Raw genomic sequence first — 26,672 nt, 5'->3', positions numbered from 1 at the left:
GGGGCTTATAGGCTAATCACCTTATATTCTTTTAAAGCCAACCGATTCAATATTAGAATTCCATACAAAAAATGATATGATTGTATGGAATAAGATAGTAGAGGTGAACTATGCCCGTAAATTCATTTGACAATTATCCAATGTCTTGGAAACCTGATAAGAATGCATTAAAGCGTCCCTTTTATAAATCACTTGCCTCATTACTTGAACAAGATATAACAAATGGTTTTTTAGCACCTGGAACCAAGTTGCCCCCGCAACGAGAATTGGCAGATTTTCTTGACTTAAACTTCACCACGATTACCCGTTCCTACAAAATATGCGAGGTAAAGGGATTGATATATGCCGTTACGGGAAGGGGAACCTTTGTGGCTCCTAATGCCACTCGTTCCATAACCATTTCCGCGGATAAAACGGCAAATAGCATTGATCTTGGTTTTGTGGCCTCTTTTGAGCAGACCAATGATATTGTATCAGAAACCATTCAAAAAACTGTGAATAAAAGTTATTTGGAGCAGCTGCTGAATTACAACGATCCGACAGGTATTCCACATCAAAAAACAGCAGCTCTAAACTGGATGGAATCTTTCGGCATTCACGCGGATCAAGAGCATATAGCAATCGTTTCCGGTGCCCAAAATGCATTGGCAATTGCCTTGGCTGCATTGTTTGAGCCTGGTAATAGAATTGCGACCGACTTATACACCTATTCAAACTTCATCGAGCTGGCAAAGATGTTTCATATTAAGTTAGTGCCCATTACCGGAGACCAGTTCGGAATGCTGCCAGATGAACTTGAAAAGCAGTGTTGTCAAACAACTATTGACGGCGTTTTCCTGATGCCCTCTTGCAACAATCCAACCACAATCATGATGTCAGATATCCGAAAGCAAGAATTAGCGACGGTCATCCGTAAGCATCGTTTAATTTTGATCGAGGATGATATCCATGCATTTCTGACGGCAGGCATTATCTCCGATTACCGGCAGCCTATGTACCGCTTACTTCCAGAACAGAGCATTTATATTTGCGGTACCTCTAAGTCAATATGTTCTGGATTGAGAGTCGCCTATATGGTTTATGGGGAGGCCTTTCGCGAGAAAATAGCCCAGGCCATTTTCAACATTAATGTAAAGACCTCTTCTTTTGACGCAGAGATAATCACAGAGCTAATCCTATCTGGAAAGGCTCATGAAATTGTTTCTCAAAAGAAACAGCTTGCACAGACTGCAAATGATATTTATTCGGAATATTTTCCTTTAAGAAAGGAAGTTGGACACCCTCTCAGTCTTTATCGTTGGCTTCCAATTAAAGGACATAACGATGCATTACAGCTGGAAACGGATTTGAAAAGGCGCGGTATTCGTGTTTTTCATTCCAATCGTTTTCAAAGCGGGCAGACCGCCCCTGATATGTATTTGCGTATTGCACTTTCTTCCACAAACTCATTTGATGAGTTAAAAATAGGATTAGACATATTAAAACAGTATCTTAACTGATTCAAAAATCGGAAAACCGAGTCTGTATACAGTTTTTTTTTAAAAACGTTCCAGTTGATTGGAGCGGGTGCACGAGACTCCTGCTTAGAAAAGCGGATCCAAGGGAGACCCACAGGCGCAAAGAACGCTGAGAACGGACCGCCCGCGGAAAGCGAGTGCCTGAAGTGGAAATCAAATTTTATAATCGTCATAAAGTAAATGTTCCACCATGATAACAATAGTAATGTTCAGCTTTAAGATCTTTAATCTTTCTTAAAGACTGTTCTGCCTCCTCGACATTTAAACAAAAGTGTGGATTAGCAATGCCCCATTCATGATTCTCTTTAACAGCTGCATCACCTGATATTACACTATGTAAACTTGGAAAATATAATGAAATATGTCCTGAGGTATGACCTGGTGTTGCTACTACCCTGCATTCGTTATCTAAAATCAAATCACCATCATGTACCTTTTCATCAATTGAAACATGCTTCAATTTCTTTAATTGTTGTATAAACCATTTACCGGATTCGATTTCTTGATTTGACATATTTTCCAGCATACCTTCGGCAGTTCTATGATCTTCATTTTGTTCCTCCTCACCTACTAAAAAGGTAATAGTAGCTCTCGTTTTTAGTCCATAAAGAAACCCAGCATGGATACAAAGAAAAGAAATAATGAGACAACAACGCACCTCAAAAAACCTCCTTTTCTATCTTTTTGAGGTTCCTCTAATCCTGTTATTAACAAAATTAACGCCAGAAACAACATAGAATATGGCATCAACTCAACACTTCCAGTAATTAGCTGATCTGCATATGAAGCAACTACAATTATTGCTAAGATGATTTTAACTATTTTGAATAATTTATTTCCCCTTGAGTATAACTTTTTTAATCATACCATTTGACACCTTTTCATTGCGTAAAAATGGAAATTCCTTCATTCACTAACCCACTTTTCTGCAACAAAAAGCCGACTGTTTTTTAGTAAAACCAGTCGGCTATATGGGCTTTTAATTTATTTGAATGTTACGCATTTACTGCTTTACGTGCCTGACTTGCATGTAATTTTTTCATTACAAATCTTGCTATCGGCTGTGCGATCAAAACTTCAACCCAAAATGCGATGAAAAAGTTACGCGGCCAATCATAAAAGAACGTTTGAATCGGCTCCAAACTAATTTCTCCCATGCCAATCCAAGATCCGATAACCGTCAGCAAAATGGACAGGAGGGTTACGCTGAATAATATCGTGAATAACACTCTTGCATTAAAACCGTCCGTAGGTTCAATAAACTTTTGTACGAGTTTATTAACAATTGGATTTACAACAAGTGTTACTAATAAAACGACACAAACCCAAACAAATAGAATTACATGTAAAGTTTCAAAATACACATCTTTACTGAATCCGAATTTAAATCCCATAAAAAAGAGGTGCGATAATGTTGACTGAAAGTATTGATATAATCGCTAAGAATAATACAAAGTCTTTACCATTTCGCGGTAATCTTGTTTCTTCGTGCATATGATCATCTCCACTAAAAATATTTCAGATGGCAGACGTATCGTGAGACATATATTTTTGGTCAATAAAAACGACCAATATCTCTACACACTGATATAACAATTTTAGCACCTTTTTCCAATGAAATTCAAGGCTTGATTTTACCCATCCCGCCCCGCGTTTTTTCCGAAAAAAAGTTGCCGTAGCAACCTACCTACCAAAAAAAACCGAGAAATCTCATACTCCCGAGTTAATTACAAGAATTCACTGATATTCCTTTAGTTAACAAGCACAAAATAATATCTGAAATTTCACACTTCTTCTAATGATTCCCAAATACAAAACCTGTATACTTTTCTCATGTTAGTTTTTATTACATCATCAGGCATATCATATAACACTACAAATGGGAGTTGAGTGTAAATTGTCTACATATCTAGAAAGTAAAAATTTAGAAGAGACGGAGTTCCACCATGCTGCGGATTTGGATGAATCTCTGAAGCCGAGGTCAAAAGAAGATAGGACGGTTGGCCCTATATCCTATACATTCATGTGGATTGGAGACGGCGTCAATTTAGGGAACATGACACTGGGGGCCAGCTTGGTCGTAGCGGGAACCGCAACGTTGAATATCATTCAGACATTTGCTGCAGCAGCCATTGCCATCGCTATCATTTCCGTGATATTTGCTTTAAATGATCGGATTGGATACAGGACGGGCATTCCCTATGTTGTTCAACTCAGAATGTCCTTCGGGATGAAAGGCTCCATCATATCATCACTTTTGCGCGGAATTCCGGCCATCATCTGGTATGGTTTTCAAAGTTGGATCGGCGGTACCGCTTTAAATGAAATCGCGAAGGTCTTTACGGGTGGTGCTTTTGATAATGCCGTCATTTGCTTTGTCGTGATTCAATTGGTGCAAATTGCACTTTCGCTGTATGGCTTCCATGCCATCAAATGGGTGGAAATGCTTGCATCCATCGTTATCATGCTAGCGCTAGTCTATGTATTTGGCATTCTTCTTACATCACATAGCGAGGTCATCGCGGAAAAATGGGTGCACGCTGAAGGCTCATGGGGCTTGCCGTTCTTTGCTTTCATCATGATGTTTTTAGGAAATTACGCGGCTATCTTTTTAAGCGCAGGGGACTATTCAAGAGAGCTTAAGTCTGGCATAAGTGATGTAAAACGAGGGTTTTTGTACTTTTCACCCATTTCATTGGCATACGGCTTCGTACTGACAATCGGTGTAATGCTCGCTTCCGCTACCGGCATTTCCAATCCAGTTAAGGCGTTTGCCATTGTAGTTGATAACCCTTATATCACAGTAGGCGTTTCAGCATTTATCGTCATAGGTGCAATTGCGGTAAATATGGTTGCCAATATTATTCCGCCAACATATGTCATCACTTTGCTTACAAAGTTGAAATATAAGATTGCCGTTATCATAACCGGAATTCTTGCTTTTTGCTCATTCCCTTGGGTGCTTGTACAGGATTCTTCGGCGAAGGGCCTTGGTTTGTTCATTCTGATTTATTCCGCATTTTTAGGTCCGATCGTTTCGATTTTATTAGTCGAATATTATATATTAAGGAAGCAAAAAATGAATGTTGCCGATTTGTACAGTGAAGACGGGCCATTTGCAGGATATAATCCATGCGCACTGATCGCCATGCTTATCGGCACCGGCGCTGCCTTTATTAAAGTCGAGCTGGCTTGGATCATCGGGGTTGTCGTGGCAGGCATTGCCTATATGATTCTGATGAAGTTTGCCTTCAAGGGTTCAAGATTCAAAAAGGGGACGATCTTCGAGAATGAGCTTTAACATATTGAAGGGGATACTAGGTAGTATCCCTTGTTTTAGTTTGGCTGGTTTCATGAAATATACGTCTGGCCATTTTTGTAAGTGAATGCATGGTTTCCTTCTTCTTTTAATAATACCGGCAAATACTGTGCGACCATCTCAGCAATTCCGAGATTAAGCGGATGAAGTATCCAATCAATGGATTTCCAATCAAGAATGCCTTCCCGCGTTTTTTTCGGTGTTTCATATATTAAATCCTCATCCGTCATATACAAATATACATATATTCCATCCAATTCACCTTCTGGAGTTACCCAGGTTACCATTCCTTTAGAAAAAAAGGTTCCTACCACTATGCCCGTTTCCTCAAATACCTCACGCTGTGCACCTATATCAGGAGTTTCACCTTTCTCGATTTTGCCCCCCACCCCGTTCCAAACACCCATAATAGGAGCTTTCTCCCGGTTAAGCATGAGAAGTTCATTATTCTTCTTTACAAAACAGACTGTATACTTAAACATTTATTAAGAACCCCTTTATCGTTAATTAATCACATCGCCATATGCTGTTTTACCCGTGAGTTTTCCACTATACTTCGGTATATATAATAGGAAAGATCTTAACTAAACATTCTAATATAATTTGTCCACTAATAAAAACAGTAGTTTTTCTCAATATTAACAATGAATAAAGTATCCGTAAACGCTCTCCGCCAATGTATGAATATACTTCCCATTAATTCCAATTCTTCTATTTTCAGCGCATTTACTCGTGAATTCACACTGTTTACTCGTGAATTCGTATTTTCATAAAGAAAGCAGCGATTCCATTACAGAATCGCCGCTCCTCCTATTTATGCTCCTGCCCAAACATCTTTCGCATATCTGCCATTTTCCTCTAATAGTTGCAGCCATACTGTGGCTTCTTCTTTCGATGTTTGATAGATATGCATATAGCTTTCGATTAGTGTTCGTTCAACATCGGGTGCCATTTTGCTTCCGTCTCCGCAGATGTATAGGTGTCCTCCTTCTTTTAATAAAGGAAGGATGTCATGGGCGTTTTCCGCTAATCTGTTCTGGACATATGTTTTTTCTTGACCGGGACATCTTGAGTAAGCGGTGTGCAGTGTTACAAGGCCCTCTTGTTCGGCTTGCACGAGTTCTTCTTGATAGAGGAAATCGTGTTCCGGATTACGGCATCCAAAGTAAAGGTGAGCAGTCCCTAAAGTTTCACCTTTTTCTTTCAAAGCGCGACGTGCCTGTATGAATCCCCTGAATGGTGCAATTCCTGTTCCAGGGCCAATCATGATGATTGGTTTTCCTGTTTTTTCTGGAAGTTGGAAATTGGATTGCGGCGTATTGATAAAGCAGGCTATTTTGTCTCCTTGGAAGCGTTCTGCCAAATAATTCGATGCAATTCCTTTGTATTCCCCGTTTCCGCTCAAGGCTTCTCCACGGACGACGCTGACGGTGATGCTTGCTTCCCCTTCTTTGTGGAGTGGTGAGCTTGAGATAGAATAGTATCTTGCTTTTAATGGGGGCAGTAAAGCCAGGAAACGTTCAAATGGGATTTCACATGCAGGATACCTTTCTATAAGGTCAAGCATGGTTATGCGCTTGTTCAGGATTTCTTGTTTATAGGTAATGTCCAAAAGAAGATCTTCGAGTTCTTTTACATGTGGAGGACATACCGTATGAGTGGCAAGCGCCCGAATTTGAGACCGGGTGGCGGGTTCTTGGAACTCCACATAGTTTGATAGTAATTCTTCTAGTTTTACCGGTTTTCCTGTAGGAAGGTGGCCAGCATTTCCGGAATCCCCAGTTAAATTGACGTAATCTTGGCCATTTAGGTTAAATCGACTGAGCACTCGCTCGACAAGTTCCGATGGATTTTGCGGAAGTACCCCGAGATGATCGCCTTCCTGATAATGTATTCCCTCTGGCAGAGTTAATTCTATATGCCGTGTACTTCTTCCACTATCGACATGTTGTAATTCAAAATTCCTTTTTACAAGGGATGTAAAAGCATGATGGGTGCGGGCAAGCGGTGTGCCGCTCACATCACTTACGAAGTTCATCGTAATCGAGCTGACTGCCTGATCATTCCTATTCACTTCAATGTTCAGGGTTTCGGCAAGATTCGGCCAAAGGGCTTCTGTCCATTTCTCGTAATTCCCTTCAAAGTCATCGCTTGCATCTCCATAGCCTGTTTCTGACAGCCGCACTGCTCCTTTTTGTTCCAGCCGCTCATCAATGAGGAATGGAATGCGTTGATACGTATTGGCCCAATTGCGGTCCCCGCAGCCGAAGATCGCATAGTGAACACCATCCAATGTGTCACCCTTGCTTTCCTTCAGCCATGAAACGAAGTCACCTGCATTATCCGGGGGATTTCCATTATAAGATGCCGAGACTATCAGAACAGCTCCTTCTTTGGGAAGCCGATCGGTGTAATCATTTAAAGGGGCAACCACGGCATTGAAGCCTTGTCGCTTCCCTGTTTCGGCAAGATCACGAGCAATCCCTTCCGCTGTTCCCATATTTGATCCAAACAGGACAAGTAATGGTGTGCCATGTGCGGATTCGATTGGAGATGCCGTGGCTCCTTTGTCCGCTGACTTTGTTTCTGGCGAAGCAGCGGTAAATGACATCGCCGGCTTCCTCAGTGTAACACGCATGGTCAATCCGTCCGGTTTGAGTGTCAAAGTTTCTTTAACATCCAATTGATATTCTTCATGATAAATCAAGTCAAAGTGCTGTAAAACCATGCCGAGCACCAGTGTCGCTTCATGAAGGGCAAACTGCTGTCCGATACAGGCGCGCTGCCCGTTTCCAAACGGTTTATAAGCATGATAAGGGATGGAATCCAAATCTTCGAACCGCTCAGGAATGAACGATTCAACGTCATCACCCCAAACAGATGGATCACGGTGAAGCTCGGGAATAAGCAGCGAGAACACATCCCCTTTCTTCACATGATATGTTCCATCCAGCATGGTATCTTTTTTTGCATAAACGGAAAACGCCGGAGCTGTCGGCCACAAACGAAGCGTTTCATTCAGCACCATCCGGACATATTTCAGCTTTTTCACTTGTTTGTAATCAGGAACATCAGCACCCAGCACTTCATCGACTTCCTGCTGCGCTTTTCTTAACTTGTCTCTGTTATTCATGAGGAAATAGATGGCGAACGATAGGAGACCGCTCGTCGTTTCATGCCCAGCTATTAAAAAGGTAATGATTTGAAAACGAATATTTTCATCATCCAGTGATACACCCGTTTCAGGATCGACTCCTTTCAACATATGGGAAAGAAGGTCATCTTCTCCCTGATCTCCATTTTGTTTTCGGTCAGCAATCAATTCATCCACTAGAGAGAACATATATTGAATGTCTTCCCTGAATTGTTTTTTAGATTTGATCATCAGTTTATCTTGGATGCCAAGCCGCTGCGTTTGGCTCATCGCTTCATCCAACGCACGCACCATACTGGTGACAAAAGGATGGGTGGTGTCCCGATAAAAACTGTTAAAACGGTAATTGAACCCGCAGAGTCCAATCGTATCCAAGGTCAATCGTGTCATATCTTCAGGAACATCTATCTCATCAGCCGGATTCAGGCGGGCCCATTTTTGAATGAGTTGGGTAGCAAGATCCACCATTTTGGCATGATATCCCTTCATTGCTTGCTGGCTAAAGCTGGGCAGCAGGATGTTATGGGCCTTTTTCCAATTCGGCTCCGCCGTTTCACTTGTGAAAAGGCCATCGCCGCCAAATGCTCTCACTTTTTGTAGGGCTGGACCGACTTTCTTATCAAACCTTGTTTCATCACAAATTTCTTTTGCGAGGGCAGCACTTGATACGAATGTAGTGATTCGACCCGGAAATTGAAACTGAAAAACCGGCCCTAGTTCTCGTGCCAGCTTCATGAAAGATTGAAGCGGCTTATCCTTATCAATGATAGGCAGGCTGCCTAGGGGGCCATATGTCTTTGGCTGTGGAAACTGAGTTGTGTTTTCCATTTTATTAGCACCTCTTTCAATAATGTAGCACGGCGGAATGAACGTTCATTCCGTTTTATATTAAATGTCTCAAGCATGCAATCGGACTGCATCCCAAAAGCTTTCTTCCACATCTGCCAAAAGTTTCGGTTCAGGTTCTAACTCCCCGATGCGTACAAGTCGCTCAAGCTCAAGAAAGGCTCCGTAAATGATGGCAATCAAGGCTGAAGAAGGAAGCTCTTTAATTTCTCTTTTCTCTTTTCCTGACTCAAAGAAATTTTTAAATATATCCAATAGCCCTTGAAAGCTAGCATGACTATCTTCATTTAAAAAATGGGCTCCACTATGGATTTTAATAAAATAAAGTGCTTGGTCCTGCTCGGTTGTAAAGTGAACCATTGATTTAAAAATATGGTGAAACTGATTGCGAATTGAATCATCATGAGGAAATCCATTCTTGACCGTTTCAGTGAAAATATCCAAGTACTCTTGAAAAATCTTGTTGCCCAGCACTTCTTTATTCTCGAAATAACGATAAATGGTACCTGCTCCAACTCCTGCCGATGTGGCAATCATCGGGATCGTCGTCGCATCATATCCCCGTTCTGCGAATAGAACTAAAGCGCTGGATACTATACTGTCTCGTTTATTTACTGCCGTGATCATAATGATTCACCTCTTTTTCACTTGATTCGGAATGAATGTTCATTCCGTTTAATGTAAGTGTAAACCCAATAAAACCCAATCTCAATCGCGCATACTACCCATATTTTGTGAATTATTTGTTAATGGCGGGGGATAAAAGGCTGAAATGATTTCTTTTTAAGGGATTAAATGGAACTAATAACTATCGTTTGCCTCATGAGAAAAAGAGCTGATTGTCACAGCTCTTCAAGTGTAAACCAGGATGATTTCATGTTCACTTAATAAATCAAAAGAACTTATGCATGATTATAGCAAACAGGAGTTAACCGAAGAATGGGGAGATGTGCTAGGAAACTTGATTGTTATTGCGAACAAATACAATATCCCCTTGGAAGAAGTGTTTAATGCCCATAAAAAGAAACGATCTGAAGTTTTCTTCATACGAACCAATAACCTCATCAGGTCTATTCCTTCCAATTTCAAGGGAGCGAATGGCTCGTGCCACCTCGCCAGTTTCTTCTGCCAAAAAGCCGATGCGAATGAAAATGTCCAATTCTGACCAACCTTGTGCTTCATAATAATCTTTTACCCATTGTTGAAATTCAGTGACGTTCATATTCATCCACCGTTCATTCAGATAATTCAAGTTTAACAAATCCCCTTTAATTTTGTATGATAAGAAAGGAAGATTACTAAATGGGAGATGTGATATTTTGAAAAGTCTAGCTGTATTTTGTGGATCAAGCAAAGGTGCATCTGCTATCTATGTAGAAGGGGCTAAAGAACTGGGTGTGGAACTGGCAAAACGTAAGATTACACTTGTCTATGGAGGCTCAAGTGTAGGAATCATGGGTGCAGTTGCAGATTCCGTTTTGGAAGCAGGCGGAAATGTAATTGGCGTGTTGCCAGATTTTCTAGAAAAAAAAGAAATAGCACATAAGAACTTAACCGAACTGATCGTCGTGGAATCCATGCATGAAAGAAAAGCAAAAATGGCTGAGCTTGCAGATGGGTTCATGGTCTTGCCAGGCGGGCCAGGAACATTGGAAGAATTCTTTGAGGTTTTCACTTGGGCTCAACTTGGTCTTCATCAAAAACCTTGCGGACTCTTAAATATCAATCACTATTATGATCCTTTGGTCGCTTTATTCAATCATATGTCCGACGAACAGTTCCTGCATGAAAAATTCCGTTCCATGGCGCTGGTGGATGTTGAACCAAATGGACTTCTTGATCAATTCATTACATATGAACCGCCAACCGTAAAAACTTTCATTACCGAAAAACAAACCTGATCATAAAAAACAACCGGCCAAGATCAATAATGACCTTGGCCGATTGTGATAAACTGCAGGTTAGGTAAATATCTGGTTTAAATAATCTTCATGCCCTTTGATAAGCTGCACTTCATGTTCGGATGAGATCCAGAAGAAATGAAATGTCAGCCCCTCTTCATCTCCTCCACCCGTTGGCTGATGATTCCATTCATCAGGAACATGATATACACGTATTTGATAAAAATATCTATTATGTATGGCACCATCAACGTTCTCCCAAAAATCTTCCGCAATCAATTTCTCCACATGAAAATTTTCCAGACCTGTTTCTTCTTTCATTTCCCTAATCACTGCTTGGTAAGGATCTTCTTGAGGCTTCACTGTTCCCTTGGGTATCTGTATACCAGCTTCCCTAATGGGGTGTTGAAAAACCAATACCTGTGTTTCTCCATTATGGATTCTTGTCACATACCCGTAAGCTTTTTTTATCGGTATCACCATCATTCCCCCGTTAATCACCAAAGGCAAAAATGAGCTCTGCCTCGCATACAGTTTCTCCCTTGACGGTAGCCCTTGCTTTTCCTTTACCGATAGGACCTTTCAAGCGAGTAATCTCCACTTCTAAACGTAATTGGTCCCCTGGTCTTACTTGCCTTTTAAAACGACATCCATCGATCCCGGCCAAAAGCCCGATCCTCCCTTTATTTTCTTCTTTTGTAAGCATGACAACAGCACATACCTGTGCTAATGCCTCTACGATCAAAACACCTGGCATCACTGGGTAATCGGGAAAGTGACCAGTAAAAAACTCTTCATTTGCCGTGACATTTTTGATGGCCACCGCTCTCTTTCCTTCTTCCAATTCCAGTACTTTATCAACTAAAAGAAATGGATAGCGATGCCTGATAATGTCCTTGATTTCTTGGATATCAATCAATATTAAGTCCCTCCATTGCGATGGAATGCTTTACTTTATTTTACCACCAGCATCAACATATGGATATTTTTGTATTTATAAAAAAAGGCTGACTAAGCAACCCTGTTTTTTGATTCCGCTTACAAATCCTTTGATTTTTTTTCCTTCGATTTAGTTATCGGGGATAGAACCATTTGCTCATACCTTTCATATCCCTCTAATAATTTATGAATCAAGCTTATTTTAGGAACCACAAAGTAAACCGCCAATCCTGAAATGGTGCTCAGTATAGCTCCTGCCAGCACATCCGCCGGAAAGTGGACACCTACCCAAATACGGGAAATGCCAACAAGGAAAGCCACCATGATCCATAACAACCACCATCCTCTTTTGAAAAGCCAAAAAGATACACAAAACGAGAAAAACAAGATGGTATGGTCGCTTGGAAATGAATTATCCACTGCTTTTTCAATTAACTGATTAACATTGTTCAATTCGGCAAATGGCTGATTATTCGAATGCAATCGCCCTGCCATTTTTCCCATCATTTCAGCTATTACAAACGTAATCATCCCACAAACAACCATCACCCTGCTCTGTTCATTTCGAGTGAACCATATTAAGATGACTGCCAAAGCTAAAAAAAATACCATGTACTCGGCAATGAAAATGGCAGAAGGGTTTACATAATCGTACTGTTTCCCTAAGTCATTGATCATTCTGAATACATTGATATTCAACTCAAAAAAGTCCATTTCATATCCGCCTTCCTCTTTTTCTTACATATTAAAGAGAAAGGAAGTAAATCTCCATCGTTCTTCCTAACAAATTAACCCATTATCTTACAATTTCGTCACTTGGTTGTTATGCTACTTAGCTTCACGGAGTGAGTGCTGAAGCACCACACAATCAGATAAGAATGTGAAAACGTGATATCTTGCAGATACTATTAATTCGGCATGGTGAGTCAGAAGACGATTTTCTAGAAGAAAATTACGAAGGAACTACTGATTTACCCTTAACTATTAAGGGAGTTGAACAAGTAGAAAAAATGTGCAGACGTGTATCCGAAGAGTTTCCACCAGAATTCATTTGGTCAAGTACCTTACTTCGAGCTAGTAAAACTGCCGAAACTTTATCGAATACTATCAAATGTCCAGTAACCTTCCTGGAAGATTTACGAGAGATGCAGGATAGGGAAAATCATTTAGATTTTAGATTACGAGCTCAAAATGTACTTTCTCATATTAGAGAGAACAGTGCAAATCATAAACGAATTGCTCTTATATCCCATGGAGGAATGATTACTAAAATTATTGAAAGCTTTCTTCAATTACCACCCGCAATTAATGATGTGTGGTTCAATTCTCATAATACTGGAATACATCTTCTTGAGTATACCAATCATCCATACAAACTTATAAGGTTTTTAAATAGTACTACGCATCTGGAATATAGCTGACGTTCATAAAAAAATGAGCATTTCTGTGCAGCTGTTGAATATGCAATTCTACTCAATGATTAAAAAAGGTTTTTATGGAGATTCGTTGAATTCTTAGGTAAGGTTCAACGAAAGGTGGTAACGTATGAAATCAATAAATTCTCCTATTCACCCTAAAGTTAACAATGTTTTTATTCATGTTAAAGATTTAAAGAAATCGGCTGGATGGTATTGTAATCTCCTTGGCATTCCTCATAATAGTGATTCTGTAGAATCGCCGGTTTACAATATTCCTATACAATATGAAACAGGATTAACGTTAGATGACCATACATTTGATCCTGATTTTAGATTCGAGCCATCCAGCCATGTATTGTTTAATTTCTATGCAAAGGATATTGACGAAGCTTATCAATTCATTAAGGGTAATAACATTTCTATTGTTAAAGAAATAGAGCGTATAGGAGATTTTGCTTATTTTAACTTTCAAGATCCTGATGGTAATATACTTATGATTTGTACTTGTTAAGGATGAAAGAAACTGGTTGGCTTTTATATCTAGTTTTAAGTTTAGGGAGGTTAAACATGCTGCACATACAGAAAAAATCCGATACTGTCATCATTGTCATTCACGAAATATATGGTCTGAACCAACATATACAGGGTTATGGTGAATTATTATCAAAACAGGGTTTTGATGTGATTTGTCCGGATTTGTTAGAACGTGAGACGCCTTTTGATTATTCCCAAGAGGATGCTGCTTATCGACATTTTATGGAGAACGTAGGTTTCACGGGTGCTTTAGGTAAGATAAAGGATATATTATCGGATATAAAAGATGAATACCAAAAGATTTTCATCCTTGGTTTCAGTGCAGGGGCAACTGTAGCTTGGCTGTGCAGTGAGGAAGAATGTGTCGATGGAATAGTTGGTTACTATGGTTCGCGTCTTAGGAATTATGCAGAATTAGTGCCACAATGCCCTGCACTGCTATTTTTCCCGCTAGAAGAGCCATCATTTAATGTCGACGAGTTAATTTCAGCTTTAGAAAGAAAGGATGTCGAAGTTCATAAATTCAGCGGAAAACATGGATTCAGTGACCCTTACAATTCAAACTATCATGTAGAATCAGCACAAGCAGCCGTTAGCAAAATGATGAATTTTTTTATGGTCCATGAACATTCAGCCTAATGCCGCTTTGCATGGATCCAATGTATCGAACCCGCATTACTATGGGGGTGACAGTCATTTTGAACCTTTTTATATTCTGTTTCCAATTCTTTTAAGGTTAACTTCATAAGCTGTTCCACCGTTTTATTTACAGTATGGATCATAAGCTTATAGATTAATTCCTTCCGCCTTTCTTCCACGCCCTTCCTCATTTCACCCTCTCCTTTTATTCTGACATTATATGAACTGTATCCTTAGACAGGGGGAATGATCGTCGGATTCCTTCTCCTCGATTTTACTTATTTTCATATACTCATTCTCTAAATCGGTTAAGGTTAATTCAAAAAGATGGATGTCATTCTTTTTATAAACTCCCTTGTTAATCAACTTGTTGATTAGGAAGTTTCTTTTTTTCTCCATGGCTCTACGTAATAATATCCCCATGATAAATCCCCCTTTATAGGATGTATTGAAAGAGAATCTTTCGACTTGCCCATTCACAAAAAAACGGAGACGCCTCTTTACATGAAAGAAAAGTCTCCGGTTTTCCGGTCAATTAACCTATAATTCCTATTAAATTACTTGGTATTGTTATTTTTATAATACTAACTCTATGCTCCGTAGTCAACAATTTTTTTCCTGCATCCCATTTATTTTTGCTTCGCTTCATGAAATGCTGCTTTCACTTTATCCAACAGGTCTTGATCTGAAATCAATTTATACCCTGTAAGTGCAAGGGCTTTTGCTCCAGTCAGGATGGCTTTGTCTCCAGCAGGAGATTTGGCACAGTCGCGGAATTCATTCGTATGGGCAATCAGCTCATCATCGCCAATTTTTATATAAGGATGTGCTGTTGGCACTACATGGCTTACATTACCAGCATCCGTCGAGCCAAAGCCACTCTCTTTTCGGGGACCCACCGCTTCCCCCAATTGAGCCAGTTCTTCTTTTAAAAGTTCATCCAGAACTGGATTAATGACAAAATCGAGTACTTCATTTTGGAAACGTTCAACTTTAACCGTACTTCCTGTGGCAAGTGCTGCCCCTTCGGCAACAGCGCGGATTTTATTGGATACTTCTTGGCAGAGTTTCCATGTTGTTGCTCTAATGTAAAACCTGGCGGAAGCATATTCAGGAATGATGTTAGGCGCTTCCCCGCCATTGGTGATGATTCCGTGGATTTTGACCTCGGCTGGGAGCTGCTGGCGCAAAGCATTAATGCCATTGAACAGCTGAATCACGGCGTCAAGTGCATTCACGCCTTCTTCAGGTGCAGCTGCTGCATGTGCTGACTTCCCGTAAAAATGAAAATCAAGGGGGTCGACTGCCAAAAATGGACTTGTGACACGCGTTTGCCCGTCAGGATGGATAAGGATGGCCGCATCCACCCCATCAAATAGACCGTGCTTCACAAAGCTGCCTTTTGCGCTTCCATTCGGCCCGCCCTCTTCAGCCGGTGTTCCGAAAACAATCACCTCTCCGCCCGTTTCCTCCAGCACTTGCGCCAAGGAAATGCCTGCTGCAACACTCGTTGTGCCAATGATATTATGGCCGCAAGCATGACCTAAACCCGGCAATGCATCATACTCGGCTAAAAAGGCAATGGTGGGCCCTTTCTTTGAAGAGGCTTTTTTGGCGATGAATCCTGTTTCATGCCCGGCAATATTGCGTGTCACTTCAAATCCTTCATTTCGAAGTATTCCGGTTAATGTATCCGAAGCGAAGAATTCTTGATTCCCAATTTCCGGTTTGGCATGAATGGCTTGGCTCGTTTCGATATATAATTTGGAATGAAGGTCGATGTGATCTTCAATGATCTGCTGATGCTGCTTCTGCACTAATTCTCTCGCCATATTCGTATCTCCCCTTTTTCTTGAATCGATCCTTTACTTTTCATTAGCTGGTTGTGTCCAAGCATCCTGGTAATTCACTAATTCATCTACAGAAACATAGGCAGGAATGGTGTTTCCTTTAAACGTTTTTTCAATGAACGCTTCCACTTTTTTCGATTGATAAAGCTCCACTAATTTTTGCAGCTCAGGACGATCGGCATTCCCCTTTTTAACTGCAATGATATTAATATATGGTTTCGCCGTTTTACTTTCATGGAATAAAGAATCTTTTAAAGTAAGGCCTGCTTCGACAGCAAAGTTATTATTGATGGCTGAAGCATCGGCATCATCCAATAGACGCGGTGTATTGCCGGCAGCAACAGGTTGGATTTTCAAGTCTTTCGGATTTTCCTTAATGATTTCCAATGATCCCGATCCATTGAATTCCTTTTTCAAAGTAATCAATCCAGCTTCCTGAAGAAGGAGCAGTGCACGCCCAAAGTTTGTTGCTTCATTCGGAACGGCAATCGTAGCGCCATTTGGAAGACTTTTAAGATCTTTATGTTTTTTTGAATAAAGGCCCATAGGCGCAATGACAGTCGACCCGATGGCCTCTAATTTAAGATTTTGGTCTTGAACGAATTCATCGAAGTAAGCGACTGTTTGGAATGAATTTGCATCAATTTCACCTTCACTTAACGCAAGGTTTGGTTGGATATAATCATTGAAGGTGACCAGTTCGATATTAAGCCCTTCCTCTTTCGCTATGTCGACAATGTATTCCCATGTTCTCGTATCCCCGCTACTGACACCGACTTTCACTGTTTTCACATCATCCGAACTGCCTGATGCACCTTCTTCTTTCCCGCATGCTGCAGCCACGATGGCCAATGCCAATACTATGATCGTTAATAAGATTTTTTTCATTTTTCCTACCTCCTGTTATTTTTATCTTCTTCTGATTTTTCTTGAAATAAAATTCCCCGTGGATTGCAATAATTGAACGATGATCACGAGCGCCGCCACTGTGACGATCATCGTCATCGTATCAAACCTTTGATAACCGTAGGCCAAAGCCAGATCTCCAACCCCGCCTGCACCGACGGCACCTGCCATGGCCGTAGAACCAACAAGCCCGATTGTCGCTGTTGTAAATGTAAGGATCAACGAACTAAGTCCCTCGGGAATCAAAAAGCGGTAAATGATTTGCCATGTCGTCGCCCCCATCGCCTGAGCTGCCTCGATGATCCCTTTGTCCACTTCCAACAGGGAGTTCTCCACAAGCCGGGCAATATAAGGAGCCGCGTAAAAGATTAACGGAACAATCGCCGCATTCGTTCCGATTGCACTGCCTACAATCATTCTGGTAAACGGAATAAGTGCTACAAGCAAGATGATGAAAGGAACCGACCGCAATATATTGATGATCGGGTTCAATACATTAAAGACCCATTTATTCTCCAGGATGTGACCCTTTCTTGTAATGACAAGCAGGATACCGAGCGGAAGCCCAATCAATCCGGAAAATACCAATGAGATGGCTACCATATAAAGTGTGTCACCGAAAGCTGTCGACAGCTGATCTGCCGTTATTTCCATTCCCCAAAGCGTATTACCCATTAAATCTGCACCTCCTGGACGAGAATCCCCTCATCTTTAATATATTGATAAGCTTTGTCCACCTCATTTTTGTTCCCGGTCACTTCGATGATCAAATTCCCGAAAGGCGTTTCCTGAATTTCAGAAATATTGGCTGATAAAACACTTAAATGAACATCATATTTCTTCGAGATCGTTGAAAGTAAAGGAGTACCCGAAGTAGTCCCAATAAAATTAATTTTCCAAATAATCGGGATATGAGACCCTATGCTTTTTAGGAAACTTTGTGGGATTTCGTCATGTATGACTGTTCTCACGAAGTTTTTTGCAATATCCGTTTGCGGCTTCGCAAAAACTTCGAAAACCGAACCTTGTTCAACGACGCATCCGCCTTCCATGACTGCTACCTTATTGCAAATTTCCCTAATGACAGACATCTCATGAGTGATTAGCAGAATGGTAATATTGTATTCTTTATTGATTTTCTTTAAGAGCTGCAGAACGGCACTCGTTGTTTGTGGATCCAATGCCGAGGTAGCTTCATCACACAATAAGATCGATGGATTGGTAGCCAATGCTCTCGCAATGCCGATCCGCTGCTTTTGACCGCCGGATAATTGTTCCGGATAACTCTTTGCTTTGCTCGATAATCCAACGAACTCCAATAGCTCGCCCACCCGCTTTTTGATTTCTTTACCGGGGATTCCCGATAAAATCAACGGCATGGCGATATTATCAAAAACGGTCTTTGAGTTCAGCAAATTGAAATGCTGAAAGATCATCCCGATTTTTTTCTTTTCTGCCCGCAATTCCTTCGGGTTCAATTTGGTTAAATCCTTGCCCCCAACAATCACTGAACCACCTGAAGGATCTTCAAGCAAATTGACCAACCTGATCAACGTACTCTTCCCGGCCCCGCTATAACCGACTACACCGAATATATCCCCCTTTTCCACTGTCAAATTGATGCCCTTCAAAGCCTCGACAGTCTGTTTCTTTGTTTGATAAACCTTTTTGACATGTTGAAACTCAATCATCCAATCTCCCCCCATGCTGTTTATTTGTACGAATTCATTATCCAGAGAAGAGCTTTGCCAAGTTTCATAATGATAGGGTTAAATTTTTGGAATTCACGAGTAAATGTGTGAAACTCACGAGTAAATCTGCCAAATTCACGAGTAAATACGTGAAACTCACGAGTAAATCTGCCAAACTTACGAGTAATTGCACCAATGCTCCAAATAACCATATACATTTTGAATAAACAAAAGAGGCCTCTTCCGTCATCAGACAGAAGAGGCCTCTTTTAGACATAAAAAAGAGTAAACTCTTAAATTAATTATCTAAGAAAAGCTCCTTCTTATCTTTCAAACTTTCGTCCGTTGGAATTAGCACAGTATTTTTACAAAAGTAAAAACCCGCTGCCGAGGTATCATAGGGCCAAGTCCCTCCACATCTCTTGATAAGAATTAACGTTTTATTTAATTATGTCCTTCACTATATATTCTATTTTCTCTAAAGTCAACCATATTTCCCATCGCTATAAATAGTTTCATAGTATAGCGAATCGATACTTTTTAATTATATTAATATAATGATTTACTCATTCTCCATACAAGGTATTTTTCATTTTCTTCCCTTATCTTCACCATGCCTGAATTCGTATATAAAGAAATCGCCCTTTGATTATCCGGAGAAACCCTTAAATGATATTCGGATACATTAAATTGCCTGAAAAAGTCTTCTGCGTAGCGAACCAATTCCTTGCCAAGGCCTTTACTGCGGTATTCGGGAATAAGATAAAATAGATTCACATAGCCAATCTCGTTTCCTTCATACTCCCGAATTTGAAGTTCCATTTGACCAATCGGTTCTTGGTCCTTTTCAATGATCACTTGTCCATCCGGAAATTTGCGGACCATTTCTTCCATTCGTTTCAAATAGGCATTTTCATCTCCGAAACCAGCTTCAGTTCCAAAACTTACAACAAAGGAATCTTTCCGGAATTTAATGATCGTATCTTTATCTTTGTCCGTATCAATGGTTCGAAAGATCAACTTCACCACCCCTATCATTTTAGTGAAATAGTTTTCAAGCAAACAAACTTATTTTACTTACACTTTTTATGATATTTCATTATTTACTTTTACAAGCTTGTTATTTCATTTTTTCTGAAAAGAACTTTGCCTGTATCCCTTTATGAATGGCCCTAATATTAAAAATGCAATATTGTTTGGAGAGGTCTAGTAATGGGGATTGGGTTGGAACAAACAAATTTATCGATTCTAACTTTGCAGAATAACTTTAAGTGAGGAATTTGTTTATTCAGCTCTAACTCAATCCCAAGCATCCTTTTTCCCTTTCATTTATATTCCAATTATAATGGATAAGTGGAACACATTTACATTTATAAAAATCATTGGAGGTATGGAAGATGAAAATTGTTGCAATAGTAGGAAGTATCCGTAAAGAGTCTTACAACCTTAAGCTTGCCAAATATATTCAATCCAAATATCAAGATCGGTTCGATCTCGAGATCTTGAACATTCGGGATTTACCTTTTTATGATCAAGATATTGAAAATGACCCTCCATCAGTTGTAAAGGAATTTAAAAGCAAAGTGGCCGAAGCAGATGCAGTCTTGTGGGTCACACCTGAATACAACGGTACGATTCCAGGAGTATTGGGCAATGCAATCGATTGGTTATCACGTGTCGATAAAGTCTTGAACGGCAAACCATCATGGATCATGGGTGCGTCAATGGGGCAATTAGGAACGGTTAAAGCTCAATTGCATTTGCGTGAAATCTTATTCGCAATAGGCATCGCCTCCCCACTCCTTCCCGGGAATGAAGTATATGTTGGTGCAGTGCATGACAAAATCGATAACGAAGGCAGACTTACACATGAGTCGACTGTCCAGTTTATCGATACGGTCGTCGATAATTTCATTAGCTGGTATAATCATCATACTCGTTAATGCTTTTAAAAAAAGAATCCCAGCAGGTTTAATCCTGCTGGGATTCTTTTATCATTAAACATCATTCATCCTCTTCCAGCTTGGAATGCGGGGTATTTTGTCATTCCTCCGTCAGCGAATAGAGTGATGCCCGTTACATAACTGGATTCTGAAGATGCCAGCCATGCAGCAACCGCAGCAACCTCTTCAGGCTTTCCGATATACCCCATCGGAATCATGCTTTCAAGATCCTTCTTCTTTTCGGGATCTTCAAGCTTGTCTGCATTTATTGGTGTGGCGATGGCTCCAGGTCCAATGCTGTTCACACGGATCCCTTTTGGTGCATATTCAAGAGCCAGGGTTTCCGTAAGCAGCTTCACCCCGCCCTTGCTTGCCGCATAGTGAACGAATAAAGGCCAGGGTATCATCTCATGTACACTGGACATATTTATAACATTCCCTTTAATGTCGTTCTCGACAAAATACTTGATAGCTTCACGGCAGCCTAAGAAATTCCCCGTTAAGTTGGTATTGATTACCCGATTCCAGTCGCTTAACGGCATCTCGTGAGACGGTACAGGATTTTCAATTCCTGCATTATTGATGAATATATCAAGTTTCCCGAAATTCTTTATCGCTGATTGAACAAGGTTAATCATATCTTCTTCAACGGTGACATCGCCTTTTACGGCAATAGCTTCCCCGCCATTTGTTTTGATTTCCTCCATTACACTTTCCGCTTCCTCTGATTTAGTGCGATAATTAACCACGACCTTTGACTTTTCCCTAGCAAAGCGAATGGCCATCGCTTTTCCTAAACCAGTGGATGAACCGGTTATAACAACGACCTTACCTTCTAAATCTGTATACATATAATCACCCTCCAATTAACTTTTTGCCATTCCGAGCATAATCCCAGCAATGATGATCAAAATAATTCCGATTATGATTCCAATTAGTTGGCGCTTCGTTTTCTTTTCACGTAAAATGATGATCCCGCCAAGAGTTGAGATGACAATGCCCATTTGCGAAAGGGAAAAACTAGTGGCTACTCCCACACGAGGCTGGGATATGAATAAAAACATGTTCCCTGCAGCCCATATCAATCCTGGAATGATATTGCGAATCGTATATTTGTTAAACGGTTTATGTTTAAAAGTCAATAACAGACCGCCAATCACCATCCCTATCGCTTGAGGGAACAACGCTGACCACCCATCAACATCAAAAAGACGGGCCACGACCACATAAACCAAATAACCGAATGTCGAGATAAGCAGAATAACAATTCCTTTCTTCAAGTTTCCCGATTTGCCCTCTTTTGATTCTTTATCCTCCAAGGAGGTCAAGACAATTCCTATAATAATGAAGACTAATGCCAAGACGCCTAAAATGATTGCTTTCATTGTAGACCATTCTTTAAAAACAATGACCCCGAATAAAGTCGTTGAAATGAGCTGCATTCCAGTGGATATCGGCATTGTTTTGGATACTCCCATTAAATCAATGCTCTTAAGCTGATTAGCTTGTCCAACGGCCCAAAACAACCCAGAAACAACTCCGACTCCAAACACCAGCAGTGACAACTTAATATCGGCAAAAATATAAACACCTATTGAAAAAATCAAGGCGCCAATCGTTGTACCTAGTGTTTGACTATATGGCCCACCCCCTAGTTTCACATTAAATAAAACGATGCTTCCCCAAAATATTGCCGGCAAGAGAGCTAATAAAATATCCATTTTCAACCCCCATATATGTAAGTTCAAAACTAAGCTAAAATTCCTTATGTCTTCTTTTTAATATGTTCGCATTATTTGAAATGACCCTTGGTAATTTTATGAAGTGTTTTTTGCAAACATAGTGTTCAACATAAAAAGGGCTTCCGATGCTGATTCATATCGGGAGCGTTAGTTGGAGTAAATACAGCAGTACTGCTGTCTAGGTCATAAAAAAAGCAAACCTTATGTAGGTTTGCTCAGTTTGCAGACAAAAGAAGTTCGATCTAAAATAAAAAGAAAGCGAGTGCCTGAAGTGAAAACTACGTCCAAATTTGTAGAAGCAAAGAAACTGTAGACAAACCTTATGCAGGTTTATCTACAGTTTTAGATATGGAACTTATTTCTTCAAATGATATGGCACTGTCGTAACAACCACATTTCTTTTATAAAGTAAGTAAGCGCGGATCAGTAAACTTGATTGGTTATGAAGTATATTGTGCCAGCCCTTCTTCGGAATGAATTGGGGAATGACCACCGTAACTTTATAATTGGATTCACTAGCCTTATGTTCAACAGTGTCCACAAATTTAGTTAGTGGCTGAATGATACTTCTGTAATAAGAATTCAGTGTAACGAGTCTGACATCTGGCTGCCATTTTTCCCACTTTTCTTCGAATTTTTTTTCGTCTTCTCTTTCAAAAGCGACATAAACGGCAATGACCTGTTGTGCAGATAGAGATTTTGCATAATTTAAAGAGTTCTCAACCACATGGGTTATACCTGCCACAGGTACAATAATGATATTTCCTTCAATCGGTAAGATCGGCTCACATGTTGTAATCCTTAGTTGGTCACCAACTGCTTCATAATGCTTTTTAATTCGATGAAAAATTAAAATGATGATAGGTAAAAAAATCAAAACAGGCCAAACCTGTGTAAATTTGGTTAAAAAGAATATCATCGTGACGGTAAAGCTAATTATGGCACCAATTGAATTAATGGTTAATTTCATCATCCAGCCTTTTGGCTTTTCGCGGACCCATTTAACAATCATGCCAGTCTGGGACAACGTAAATGGAATGAATACCCCTACCGCATAAAGCGGAATGAGATTTTCTGTATGTCCTTCAAATGCGACTATCAAGATGATGGATGCAAGTCCCAGTATGATGATTCCATTGGAATACCCTAATCGGTCCCCTCTGATCGTAAACGCCCTTGGTATGAATTTATCCTTCGCCAGATTTACTGCAAGCAGAGGGAAAGCCGAATAGCCAGTATTGGCCGCAAGTATCAAGATCAATGCAGTCGTACCTTGAATGAAGAAATACATGAAATTCCGTCCAAAGATTTCTTCAGCGATCTGGGAGACGACCGTTACCTCTGCGCTTGGAACGATGCTTAAATAATAGGCTAAGAATACGATTCCCGAAAATAATACAGCTAGCAATGAACCCATCGCTATTAACGTTTTCGCAGCATTATTCGGGGCTGGATCTTTAAAGTTCGGGATTGCATTGGAAATTGCTTCTACGCCTGTCAATGCGGAGCTTCCTGATGCAAATGCTCTTAGCAGGATGAATAAACTGATGCCCGCTACCGGAGTCCCGAGTGACGTGTGCAATTCCGGTGAAACTCCCCCCGTCAAAATCTTGTAAATTCCAACACCAATCAAGATGAACAAAGCTAAAACGAATAGGTACACGGGATAAGCCAAAACAGAGGCCGACTCCGTAACCCCCCGAAGATTCAGGATTGTAAGTAGAATGACGAAAATGATGGCTATGACGACATTATATGAATGCAGGCCGGGAAAAGCGGACGTGATGGCATCCGTACCTGCAGAAACACTTACAGCTACCGTTAATATATAATCCACCAATAAGGATCCTCCAGCTATCAACCCTGGATTGACTCCTAAATTGTTTTTTGAAACCACATAGGCCCCCCCGCCATGCGGATAAGCGAAAATGATTTGTCTATAGGACAAAATCAATGCCGCTAACAGGATCAATACTCCGATCGCGATAGGGATGGAATACCAAAATGCTGCAGCACCGACCGTGATCAGGACAATCAATATTTGCTCCGGTCCATATGCAACCGAAGACAAAGCATCAGAAGATAATATCGCCAAAGCCTTTGTTTTGTTAAGCTTTTGTTCACCAAGTGCATTGGATTTTAAAGGTCTCCCAATCAAGAACCTCTTTATAGAAGATAACATCAAGCATTCACCACCATAGTTAATTTATAAGTTTATGTTGCCCAGCTGCAGCAAAAAAACGAAACGAAACACAAAAATGCCTACAAGTCATAGCTAAATAGACCTGTAGACATCAATTTTTTTGTCTAACAAGCTCCACCTTCCTTCTCATATAACGCTTACGAGGTTAGCTGTCGGATTCGGACCTAAGAGTAGCCCTACCTTTTAAAGGATTCACCCCTTGGATTGTAAACAACCCCAATAACGGGTCCCCCGCACCATAAGGTTTAAGCGATTTAGAAATATGAAACTGTTGATTATCATACTCCCGTGAAATGGAAAAGTAAATGAAAATTTTGCTCAAAAATAGAAAAATTCTTTGTTCGTGAGGTTTTGTTTTTGACGTATATAACATAAGTCCTGCAATGACATGATTCGAAGGTCGGAAAGGAGGTAAGTAAACGTCTAATAAAGAAATAATGCAGGAGTCTGAACATCCGAAAAGGTAAAAAAATCAGCCTCATGGAGAAGGCGAAGGCGATGAAAGAAATTAACCAGATCTGCCCCAGCTCGGATCGTCATAAAAAGGGGAAACTTATTAAATATCAAGTTCCGCCTTACTATCCTTCCGATAGGGGCACTCTTCCACTGATTCACCTAATTAGTTCCTTCCTTCTTGAATTGGTCTCAAATTGCCTTTTTTAAAGACAAAATATTTCTGGCCAATATAGTTAAGCAAGGTATAAAAGATTGTTCCTATGAGAACAGCCAAATTTTGTTGTATGGATAAATGAACGGATCCTTCCAGAGATTCTGCAATAGCTTGGCCTATAGAATACGCTGCGGAATAACAAATCAGGATGACGCAAAAGAAACGGGCAACTCCTCGCCCCCATTCTATATCGCTTTTAAAGGTAAAAGTCCTGTTCAAAAGAAAACTCGTTATAGCACCCGTACCATTGCCGAAAAAGGTGGAGACCCAGTAAGATAATTCAAGGACATTCATAAGAAAAAGCATGATGGAAAGTCCAACCGCTGTATTGACTATTCCAACCAATAAAAAGCGGATGAAGGAGTTAGTGTGTTTTAGATAGTTTTTCAATACTGTTCCGTTCATTGTCCAGTTGCTCCCGTTTTTTTAAATCGAGCGGATTAAATAGATCAAGATCAACAATATATTTAGGCCGGCGTTTGGATTCATTATAGATTTTACCGATATATTCCCCAATCAAGCCGACAGCAATCAGCTGCAGTCCGCCAATCAACCAAATGGAGGTGATTAATGAGGTCCAACCAGTTTCAGTCTGTCCATAAAACTTTAACCATAAAAAGTAAGACCCAAAAAGTAAGCTAATGAAAAAGGAAAGACATCCTAGCCATAAGACAATCCGGATCGGTGTAACTGAAAAGGAAGTAATGCCATCAAGCGCAAAAGCAACCATCTTCTTAAATGGATATTTCGTTTCCCCGGCCAATCTTTCTTTTCGGTCATAATAAACAGAGTCCGTCTTAAATCCAATGAGCGGGACAATCCCCCGTAAAAAAAGATTGGTTTCATCAAATCGTTCCAGCTCCGCGATCGCCCTTTTGCTCATTAGCCGGAAATCGGCATGATTATAGACAAGGTTAACCCCCATTTTGTTCATCAATTTATAAAAACCAGTTGCAGATGTCCGTTTAAAAAATGAATCAAGGTCCCTTTTCTGGCGGACACCATATACGATTTCACATCCTTCATTGAATTTCCGAATGAATTCAGGGATGACTTGAATATCATCCTGTAAATCTGCATCAATGGAAATCACACAATCCGAGGCTTCCTTGGCTGTAAACAATCCTGCCAGAAGTGCATTTTGATGTCCTGCATTCCTGGAAAGCTTTAGCCCGCGAACCAATTCATTATGGATCGTTTCCTTATAAATGATCTTCCAGGTTTGATCTTTGCTTCCATCATCAACAAGCAGAATTTTACTCTGACCAGAAACAACGTTTTCTTCGACTAATCCCTTCATCAATCCACAAAGCTGTGAAATGGTATCCTGCAAAACGCTTTCTTCGTTATAACAAGGTACAACAATCGTCAATATCGGTGAATTCATTCTATTCCCCCCT

At 40.4% G+C, this 26,672-nt stretch carries 29 protein-coding genes, 1 pseudogene and 2 riboswitches; of the genes and pseudogenes, 7 read left to right on the top strand and 23 right to left on the bottom strand.

Features of this window, described 5'->3' with window-relative positions; all coding sequences use genetic code 11:
- Positions 1–110: 110 nt before the first annotated feature.
- Positions 111–1,499, top strand: coding sequence for an aminotransferase-like domain-containing protein (locus ACFVS1_RS00885; protein ID WP_387544709.1), 1,389 nt, complete (start codon positions 111–113; stop codon positions 1,497–1,499).
- Positions 1,500–1,686: 187 nt separating this feature from the next.
- Here ACFVS1_RS00885 and ACFVS1_RS00880 read toward each other — a convergent pair.
- From ACFVS1_RS00880 to ACFVS1_RS00870, 3 genes and pseudogenes are all read right to left on the bottom strand, one after another.
- Positions 1,687–2,052: pseudogene (locus ACFVS1_RS00880) on the bottom strand (MBL fold metallo-hydrolase); the annotation flags it as partial.
- Between the two features lie 62 nt (positions 2,053–2,114).
- The gene (locus ACFVS1_RS00875; RefSeq protein WP_387549144.1) at positions 2,115–2,252 is read right to left on the bottom strand and encodes a DUF3953 domain-containing protein; all 138 of its coding nucleotides are present in this window, start codon (positions 2,250–2,252) and stop codon (positions 2,115–2,117) included.
- 260 nt (positions 2,253–2,512) lie between these two features.
- On the bottom strand, positions 2,513–2,881 hold the full coding sequence (locus ACFVS1_RS00870; RefSeq protein ID WP_387544708.1) for a DUF2798 domain-containing protein: 369 nt from the start codon (positions 2,879–2,881) through the stop codon (positions 2,513–2,515).
- 533 nt (positions 2,882–3,414) lie between these two features.
- On the opposite strand from ACFVS1_RS00870, the gene ACFVS1_RS00865 reads away from it, so the two are divergent.
- Positions 3,415–4,818, top strand: a complete 1,404-nt coding sequence (locus ACFVS1_RS00865) for an NCS1 family transporter (RefSeq protein ID WP_387544707.1) — start codon at positions 3,415–3,417, stop codon at positions 4,816–4,818.
- 50 nt (positions 4,819–4,868) lie between these two features.
- Here the strand turns inward: ACFVS1_RS00865 and ACFVS1_RS00860 are convergent, their stop codons facing one another.
- From ACFVS1_RS00860 to ACFVS1_RS00845, 4 genes are all read right to left on the bottom strand, one after another.
- Entirely contained in the window at positions 4,869–5,318 is a 450-nt protein-coding gene (locus ACFVS1_RS00860) for an NUDIX hydrolase (protein WP_387544705.1), read from the bottom strand.
- Between the two features lie 332 nt (positions 5,319–5,650).
- Complete coding sequence (locus ACFVS1_RS00855) at positions 5,651–8,818, bottom strand: bifunctional cytochrome P450/NADPH--P450 reductase (RefSeq protein ID WP_387544704.1); 3,168 nt, start codon at positions 8,816–8,818, stop codon at positions 5,651–5,653.
- Between the two features lie 69 nt (positions 8,819–8,887).
- Entirely contained in the window at positions 8,888–9,463 is a 576-nt protein-coding gene (locus tag ACFVS1_RS00850) for a TetR/AcrR family transcriptional regulator (protein ID WP_352925826.1), read from the bottom strand.
- Between the two features lie 325 nt (positions 9,464–9,788).
- A complete protein-coding gene (locus ACFVS1_RS00845; RefSeq protein WP_387544703.1) occupies positions 9,789–10,058 on the bottom strand; it encodes a MazG-like family protein in 270 nt (89 codons plus the stop codon).
- A gap of 97 nt (positions 10,059–10,155) precedes the next feature.
- Between ACFVS1_RS00845 and ACFVS1_RS00840 the strand changes: the two genes are divergently transcribed.
- The gene (locus ACFVS1_RS00840) at positions 10,156–10,737 is read left to right on the top strand and encodes an LOG family protein (RefSeq protein ID WP_352925824.1); all 582 of its coding nucleotides are present in this window, start codon (positions 10,156–10,158) and stop codon (positions 10,735–10,737) included.
- Between the two features lie 60 nt (positions 10,738–10,797).
- Here ACFVS1_RS00840 and ACFVS1_RS00835 read toward each other — a convergent pair whose 3' ends face one another.
- The 3 genes from ACFVS1_RS00835 to ACFVS1_RS00825 form a co-directional block, all read right to left on the bottom strand.
- Complete coding sequence (locus ACFVS1_RS00835) at positions 10,798–11,220, bottom strand: NUDIX hydrolase (protein ID WP_387544702.1); 423 nt, start codon at positions 11,218–11,220, stop codon at positions 10,798–10,800.
- Positions 11,221–11,230: 10 nt separating this feature from the next.
- Positions 11,231–11,656 (bottom strand): 3-hydroxyacyl-ACP dehydratase FabZ, encoded by a 426-nt coding sequence (fabZ, locus tag ACFVS1_RS00830; RefSeq protein WP_387544701.1) that lies wholly within the window; start codon positions 11,654–11,656, stop codon positions 11,231–11,233.
- 119 nt (positions 11,657–11,775) lie between these two features.
- Positions 11,776–12,390, bottom strand: coding sequence for an undecaprenyl-diphosphatase (locus tag ACFVS1_RS00825; RefSeq protein WP_387544699.1), 615 nt, complete (start codon positions 12,388–12,390; stop codon positions 11,776–11,778).
- 182 nt (positions 12,391–12,572) lie between these two features.
- On the opposite strand from ACFVS1_RS00825, the gene ACFVS1_RS00820 reads away from it, so the two are divergent.
- The 3 genes from ACFVS1_RS00820 (at position 12,573) to ACFVS1_RS00810 (ending at position 14,267) form a co-directional block, all read left to right on the top strand.
- Positions 12,573–13,097 carry a histidine phosphatase family protein gene (locus ACFVS1_RS00820; protein WP_387544698.1) on the top strand — a complete coding sequence of 175 codons (525 nt, stop codon included), beginning with the start codon at positions 12,573–12,575 and terminating at the stop codon, positions 13,095–13,097.
- Between the two features lie 124 nt (positions 13,098–13,221).
- Positions 13,222–13,605, top strand: coding sequence for a VOC family protein (locus ACFVS1_RS00815; RefSeq protein WP_352925818.1), 384 nt, complete (start codon positions 13,222–13,224; stop codon positions 13,603–13,605).
- 56 nt (positions 13,606–13,661) lie between these two features.
- Complete coding sequence (locus ACFVS1_RS00810) at positions 13,662–14,267, top strand: dienelactone hydrolase family protein (RefSeq protein ID WP_387544696.1); 606 nt, start codon at positions 13,662–13,664, stop codon at positions 14,265–14,267.
- Here the strand turns inward: ACFVS1_RS00810 and ACFVS1_RS00805 are convergent.
- From ACFVS1_RS00805 to ACFVS1_RS00770, 8 genes are all read right to left on the bottom strand, one after another.
- Positions 14,264–14,458, bottom strand: a complete 195-nt coding sequence (locus ACFVS1_RS00805) for a Fur-regulated basic protein FbpA (RefSeq protein WP_352925814.1) — start codon at positions 14,456–14,458, stop codon at positions 14,264–14,266. The two genes, ACFVS1_RS00810 and ACFVS1_RS00805, sit on opposite strands and share 4 nt — an antisense overlap.
- A 25-nt stretch (positions 14,459–14,483) precedes the next feature.
- Positions 14,484–14,690: a Fur-regulated basic protein FbpA gene (locus ACFVS1_RS00800; protein WP_387544694.1), complete on the bottom strand. Its 207-nt coding sequence runs from the start codon at positions 14,688–14,690 to the stop codon at positions 14,484–14,486.
- A 206-nt stretch (positions 14,691–14,896) separates the two neighbouring features.
- Complete coding sequence (locus ACFVS1_RS00795; protein WP_387544693.1) at positions 14,897–16,099, bottom strand: M20 family metallopeptidase; 1,203 nt, start codon at positions 16,097–16,099, stop codon at positions 14,897–14,899.
- Positions 16,100–16,132: 33 nt separating this feature from the next.
- A complete protein-coding gene (locus ACFVS1_RS00790) occupies positions 16,133–17,005 on the bottom strand; it encodes a MetQ/NlpA family ABC transporter substrate-binding protein (RefSeq protein WP_352925809.1) in 873 nt (290 codons plus the stop codon).
- 21 nt (positions 17,006–17,026) lie between these two features.
- Entirely contained in the window at positions 17,027–17,677 is a 651-nt protein-coding gene (locus ACFVS1_RS00785; RefSeq protein WP_352926023.1) for a methionine ABC transporter permease, read from the bottom strand.
- Between the two features lie 20 nt (positions 17,678–17,697).
- On the bottom strand, positions 17,698–18,714 hold the full coding sequence (locus ACFVS1_RS00780) for a methionine ABC transporter ATP-binding protein (RefSeq protein WP_387544691.1): 1,017 nt from the start codon (positions 18,712–18,714) through the stop codon (positions 17,698–17,700).
- Positions 18,715–18,778: 64 nt separating this feature from the next.
- The gene (locus ACFVS1_RS00775; RefSeq protein WP_387544690.1) at positions 18,779–18,964 is read right to left on the bottom strand and encodes a hypothetical protein; all 186 of its coding nucleotides are present in this window, start codon (positions 18,962–18,964) and stop codon (positions 18,779–18,781) included.
- Positions 18,965–19,034: 70 nt separating this feature from the next.
- A riboswitch (SAM riboswitch) is annotated at positions 19,035–19,146 on the bottom strand.
- A gap of 117 nt (positions 19,147–19,263) precedes the next feature.
- The gene (locus tag ACFVS1_RS00770) at positions 19,264–19,734 is read right to left on the bottom strand and encodes a GNAT family N-acetyltransferase (RefSeq protein WP_387544688.1); all 471 of its coding nucleotides are present in this window, start codon (positions 19,732–19,734) and stop codon (positions 19,264–19,266) included.
- Positions 19,735–20,111: 377 nt separating this feature from the next.
- Here ACFVS1_RS00770 and ACFVS1_RS00765 point away from each other — a divergent pair, with 377 nt between their 5' ends.
- On the top strand, positions 20,112–20,657 hold the full coding sequence (locus tag ACFVS1_RS00765; protein WP_352925802.1) for an NADPH-dependent FMN reductase: 546 nt from the start codon (positions 20,112–20,114) through the stop codon (positions 20,655–20,657).
- A 65-nt stretch (positions 20,658–20,722) separates the two neighbouring features.
- Here ACFVS1_RS00765 and ACFVS1_RS00760 read toward each other — a convergent pair whose 3' ends face one another.
- From ACFVS1_RS00760 to ACFVS1_RS00740, 5 genes are all read right to left on the bottom strand, one after another.
- Positions 20,723–21,508: a glucose 1-dehydrogenase gene (locus ACFVS1_RS00760; RefSeq protein ID WP_387544687.1), complete on the bottom strand. Its 786-nt coding sequence runs from the start codon at positions 21,506–21,508 to the stop codon at positions 20,723–20,725.
- 15 nt (positions 21,509–21,523) lie between these two features.
- Positions 21,524–22,378, bottom strand: coding sequence for a RhaT/GlcU family sugar-proton symporter (locus ACFVS1_RS00755; RefSeq protein ID WP_352925799.1), 855 nt, complete (start codon positions 22,376–22,378; stop codon positions 21,524–21,526).
- A gap of 376 nt (positions 22,379–22,754) precedes the next feature.
- Positions 22,755–24,581 carry an APC family permease gene (locus tag ACFVS1_RS00750; protein WP_387544686.1) on the bottom strand — a complete coding sequence of 609 codons (1,827 nt, stop codon included), beginning with the start codon at positions 24,579–24,581 and terminating at the stop codon, positions 22,755–22,757.
- 139 nt (positions 24,582–24,720) lie between these two features.
- Positions 24,721–24,864, bottom strand: a riboswitch (cyclic di-AMP (ydaO/yuaA leader).
- Positions 24,865–25,221: 357 nt separating this feature from the next.
- Positions 25,222–25,677: a GtrA family protein gene (locus ACFVS1_RS00745; protein ID WP_387544684.1), complete on the bottom strand. Its 456-nt coding sequence runs from the start codon at positions 25,675–25,677 to the stop codon at positions 25,222–25,224.
- On the bottom strand, positions 25,637–26,659 hold the full coding sequence (locus ACFVS1_RS00740) for a glycosyltransferase family 2 protein (protein ID WP_387544683.1): 1,023 nt from the start codon (positions 26,657–26,659) through the stop codon (positions 25,637–25,639). The genes ACFVS1_RS00745 and ACFVS1_RS00740 overlap by 41 nt, the downstream gene beginning before the upstream one ends.
- Positions 26,660–26,672 lie beyond the last annotated feature (13 nt).

Source organism: Peribacillus sp. NPDC058075, assembly GCF_042885195.1.
Lineage (GTDB): Bacteria > Bacillota > Bacilli > Bacillales > DSM-1321 > Peribacillus.
The sequence above is the reverse complement of the archived record's forward strand: the minus strand, read 5'-3'. Positions and strand labels throughout refer to the sequence as shown.

Bases quoted from the DNA above. Each gene is read 5' to 3' on its own strand.
- ACFVS1_RS00885 (WP_387544709.1), top strand. From the start codon at position 111: ATGCCCGTAAATTCATTTGACAATTATCCAATGTCTTGGAAACCTGAT.
- ACFVS1_RS00875 (WP_387549144.1), bottom strand. From the start codon at position 2,252: ATGTTGTTTCTGGCGTTAATTTTGTTAATAACAGGATTAGAGGAACCT.
- ACFVS1_RS00860 (WP_387544705.1), bottom strand. From the start codon at position 5,318: ATGTTTAAGTATACAGTCTGTTTTGTAAAGAAGAATAATGAACTTCTC.
- ACFVS1_RS00855 (WP_387544704.1), bottom strand. From the start codon at position 8,818: ATGGAAAACACAACTCAGTTTCCACAGCCAAAGACATATGGCCCCCTA.
- ACFVS1_RS00850 (WP_352925826.1), bottom strand. From the start codon at position 9,463: ATGATCACGGCAGTAAATAAACGAGACAGTATAGTATCCAGCGCTTTA.
- ACFVS1_RS00845 (WP_387544703.1), bottom strand. From the start codon at position 10,058: ATGAACGTCACTGAATTTCAACAATGGGTAAAAGATTATTATGAAGCA.
- ACFVS1_RS00835 (WP_387544702.1), bottom strand. From the start codon at position 11,220: ATGGTGATACCGATAAAAAAAGCTTACGGGTATGTGACAAGAATCCAT.
- ACFVS1_RS00825 (WP_387544699.1), bottom strand. From the start codon at position 12,390: ATGGACTTTTTTGAGTTGAATATCAATGTATTCAGAATGATCAATGAC.
- ACFVS1_RS00815 (WP_352925818.1), top strand. From the start codon at position 13,222: ATGAAATCAATAAATTCTCCTATTCACCCTAAAGTTAACAATGTTTTT.
- ACFVS1_RS00810 (WP_387544696.1), top strand. From the start codon at position 13,662: ATGCTGCACATACAGAAAAAATCCGATACTGTCATCATTGTCATTCAC.
- ACFVS1_RS00805 (WP_352925814.1), bottom strand. From the start codon at position 14,458: ATGAGGAAGGGCGTGGAAGAAAGGCGGAAGGAATTAATCTATAAGCTT.
- ACFVS1_RS00800 (WP_387544694.1), bottom strand. From the start codon at position 14,690: ATGGGGATATTATTACGTAGAGCCATGGAGAAAAAAAGAAACTTCCTA.
- ACFVS1_RS00795 (WP_387544693.1), bottom strand. From the start codon at position 16,099: ATGGCGAGAGAATTAGTGCAGAAGCAGCATCAGCAGATCATTGAAGAT.
- ACFVS1_RS00790 (WP_352925809.1), bottom strand. From the start codon at position 17,005: ATGAAAAAAATCTTATTAACGATCATAGTATTGGCATTGGCCATCGTG.
- ACFVS1_RS00785 (WP_352926023.1), bottom strand. From the start codon at position 17,677: ATGGAAATAACGGCAGATCAGCTGTCGACAGCTTTCGGTGACACACTT.
- ACFVS1_RS00780 (WP_387544691.1), bottom strand. From the start codon at position 18,714: ATGATTGAGTTTCAACATGTCAAAAAGGTTTATCAAACAAAGAAACAG.
- ACFVS1_RS00775 (WP_387544690.1), bottom strand. From the start codon at position 18,964: ATGACGGAAGAGGCCTCTTTTGTTTATTCAAAATGTATATGGTTATTT.
- ACFVS1_RS00765 (WP_352925802.1), top strand. From the start codon at position 20,112: ATGAAAATTGTTGCAATAGTAGGAAGTATCCGTAAAGAGTCTTACAAC.
- ACFVS1_RS00760 (WP_387544687.1), bottom strand. From the start codon at position 21,508: ATGTATACAGATTTAGAAGGTAAGGTCGTTGTTATAACCGGTTCATCC.
- ACFVS1_RS00755 (WP_352925799.1), bottom strand. From the start codon at position 22,378: ATGGATATTTTATTAGCTCTCTTGCCGGCAATATTTTGGGGAAGCATC.
- ACFVS1_RS00750 (WP_387544686.1), bottom strand. From the start codon at position 24,581: ATGTTATCTTCTATAAAGAGGTTCTTGATTGGGAGACCTTTAAAATCC.
- ACFVS1_RS00745 (WP_387544684.1), bottom strand. From the start codon at position 25,677: ATGAACGGAACAGTATTGAAAAACTATCTAAAACACACTAACTCCTTC.
- ACFVS1_RS00740 (WP_387544683.1), bottom strand. From the start codon at position 26,659: ATGAATTCACCGATATTGACGATTGTTGTACCTTGTTATAACGAAGAA.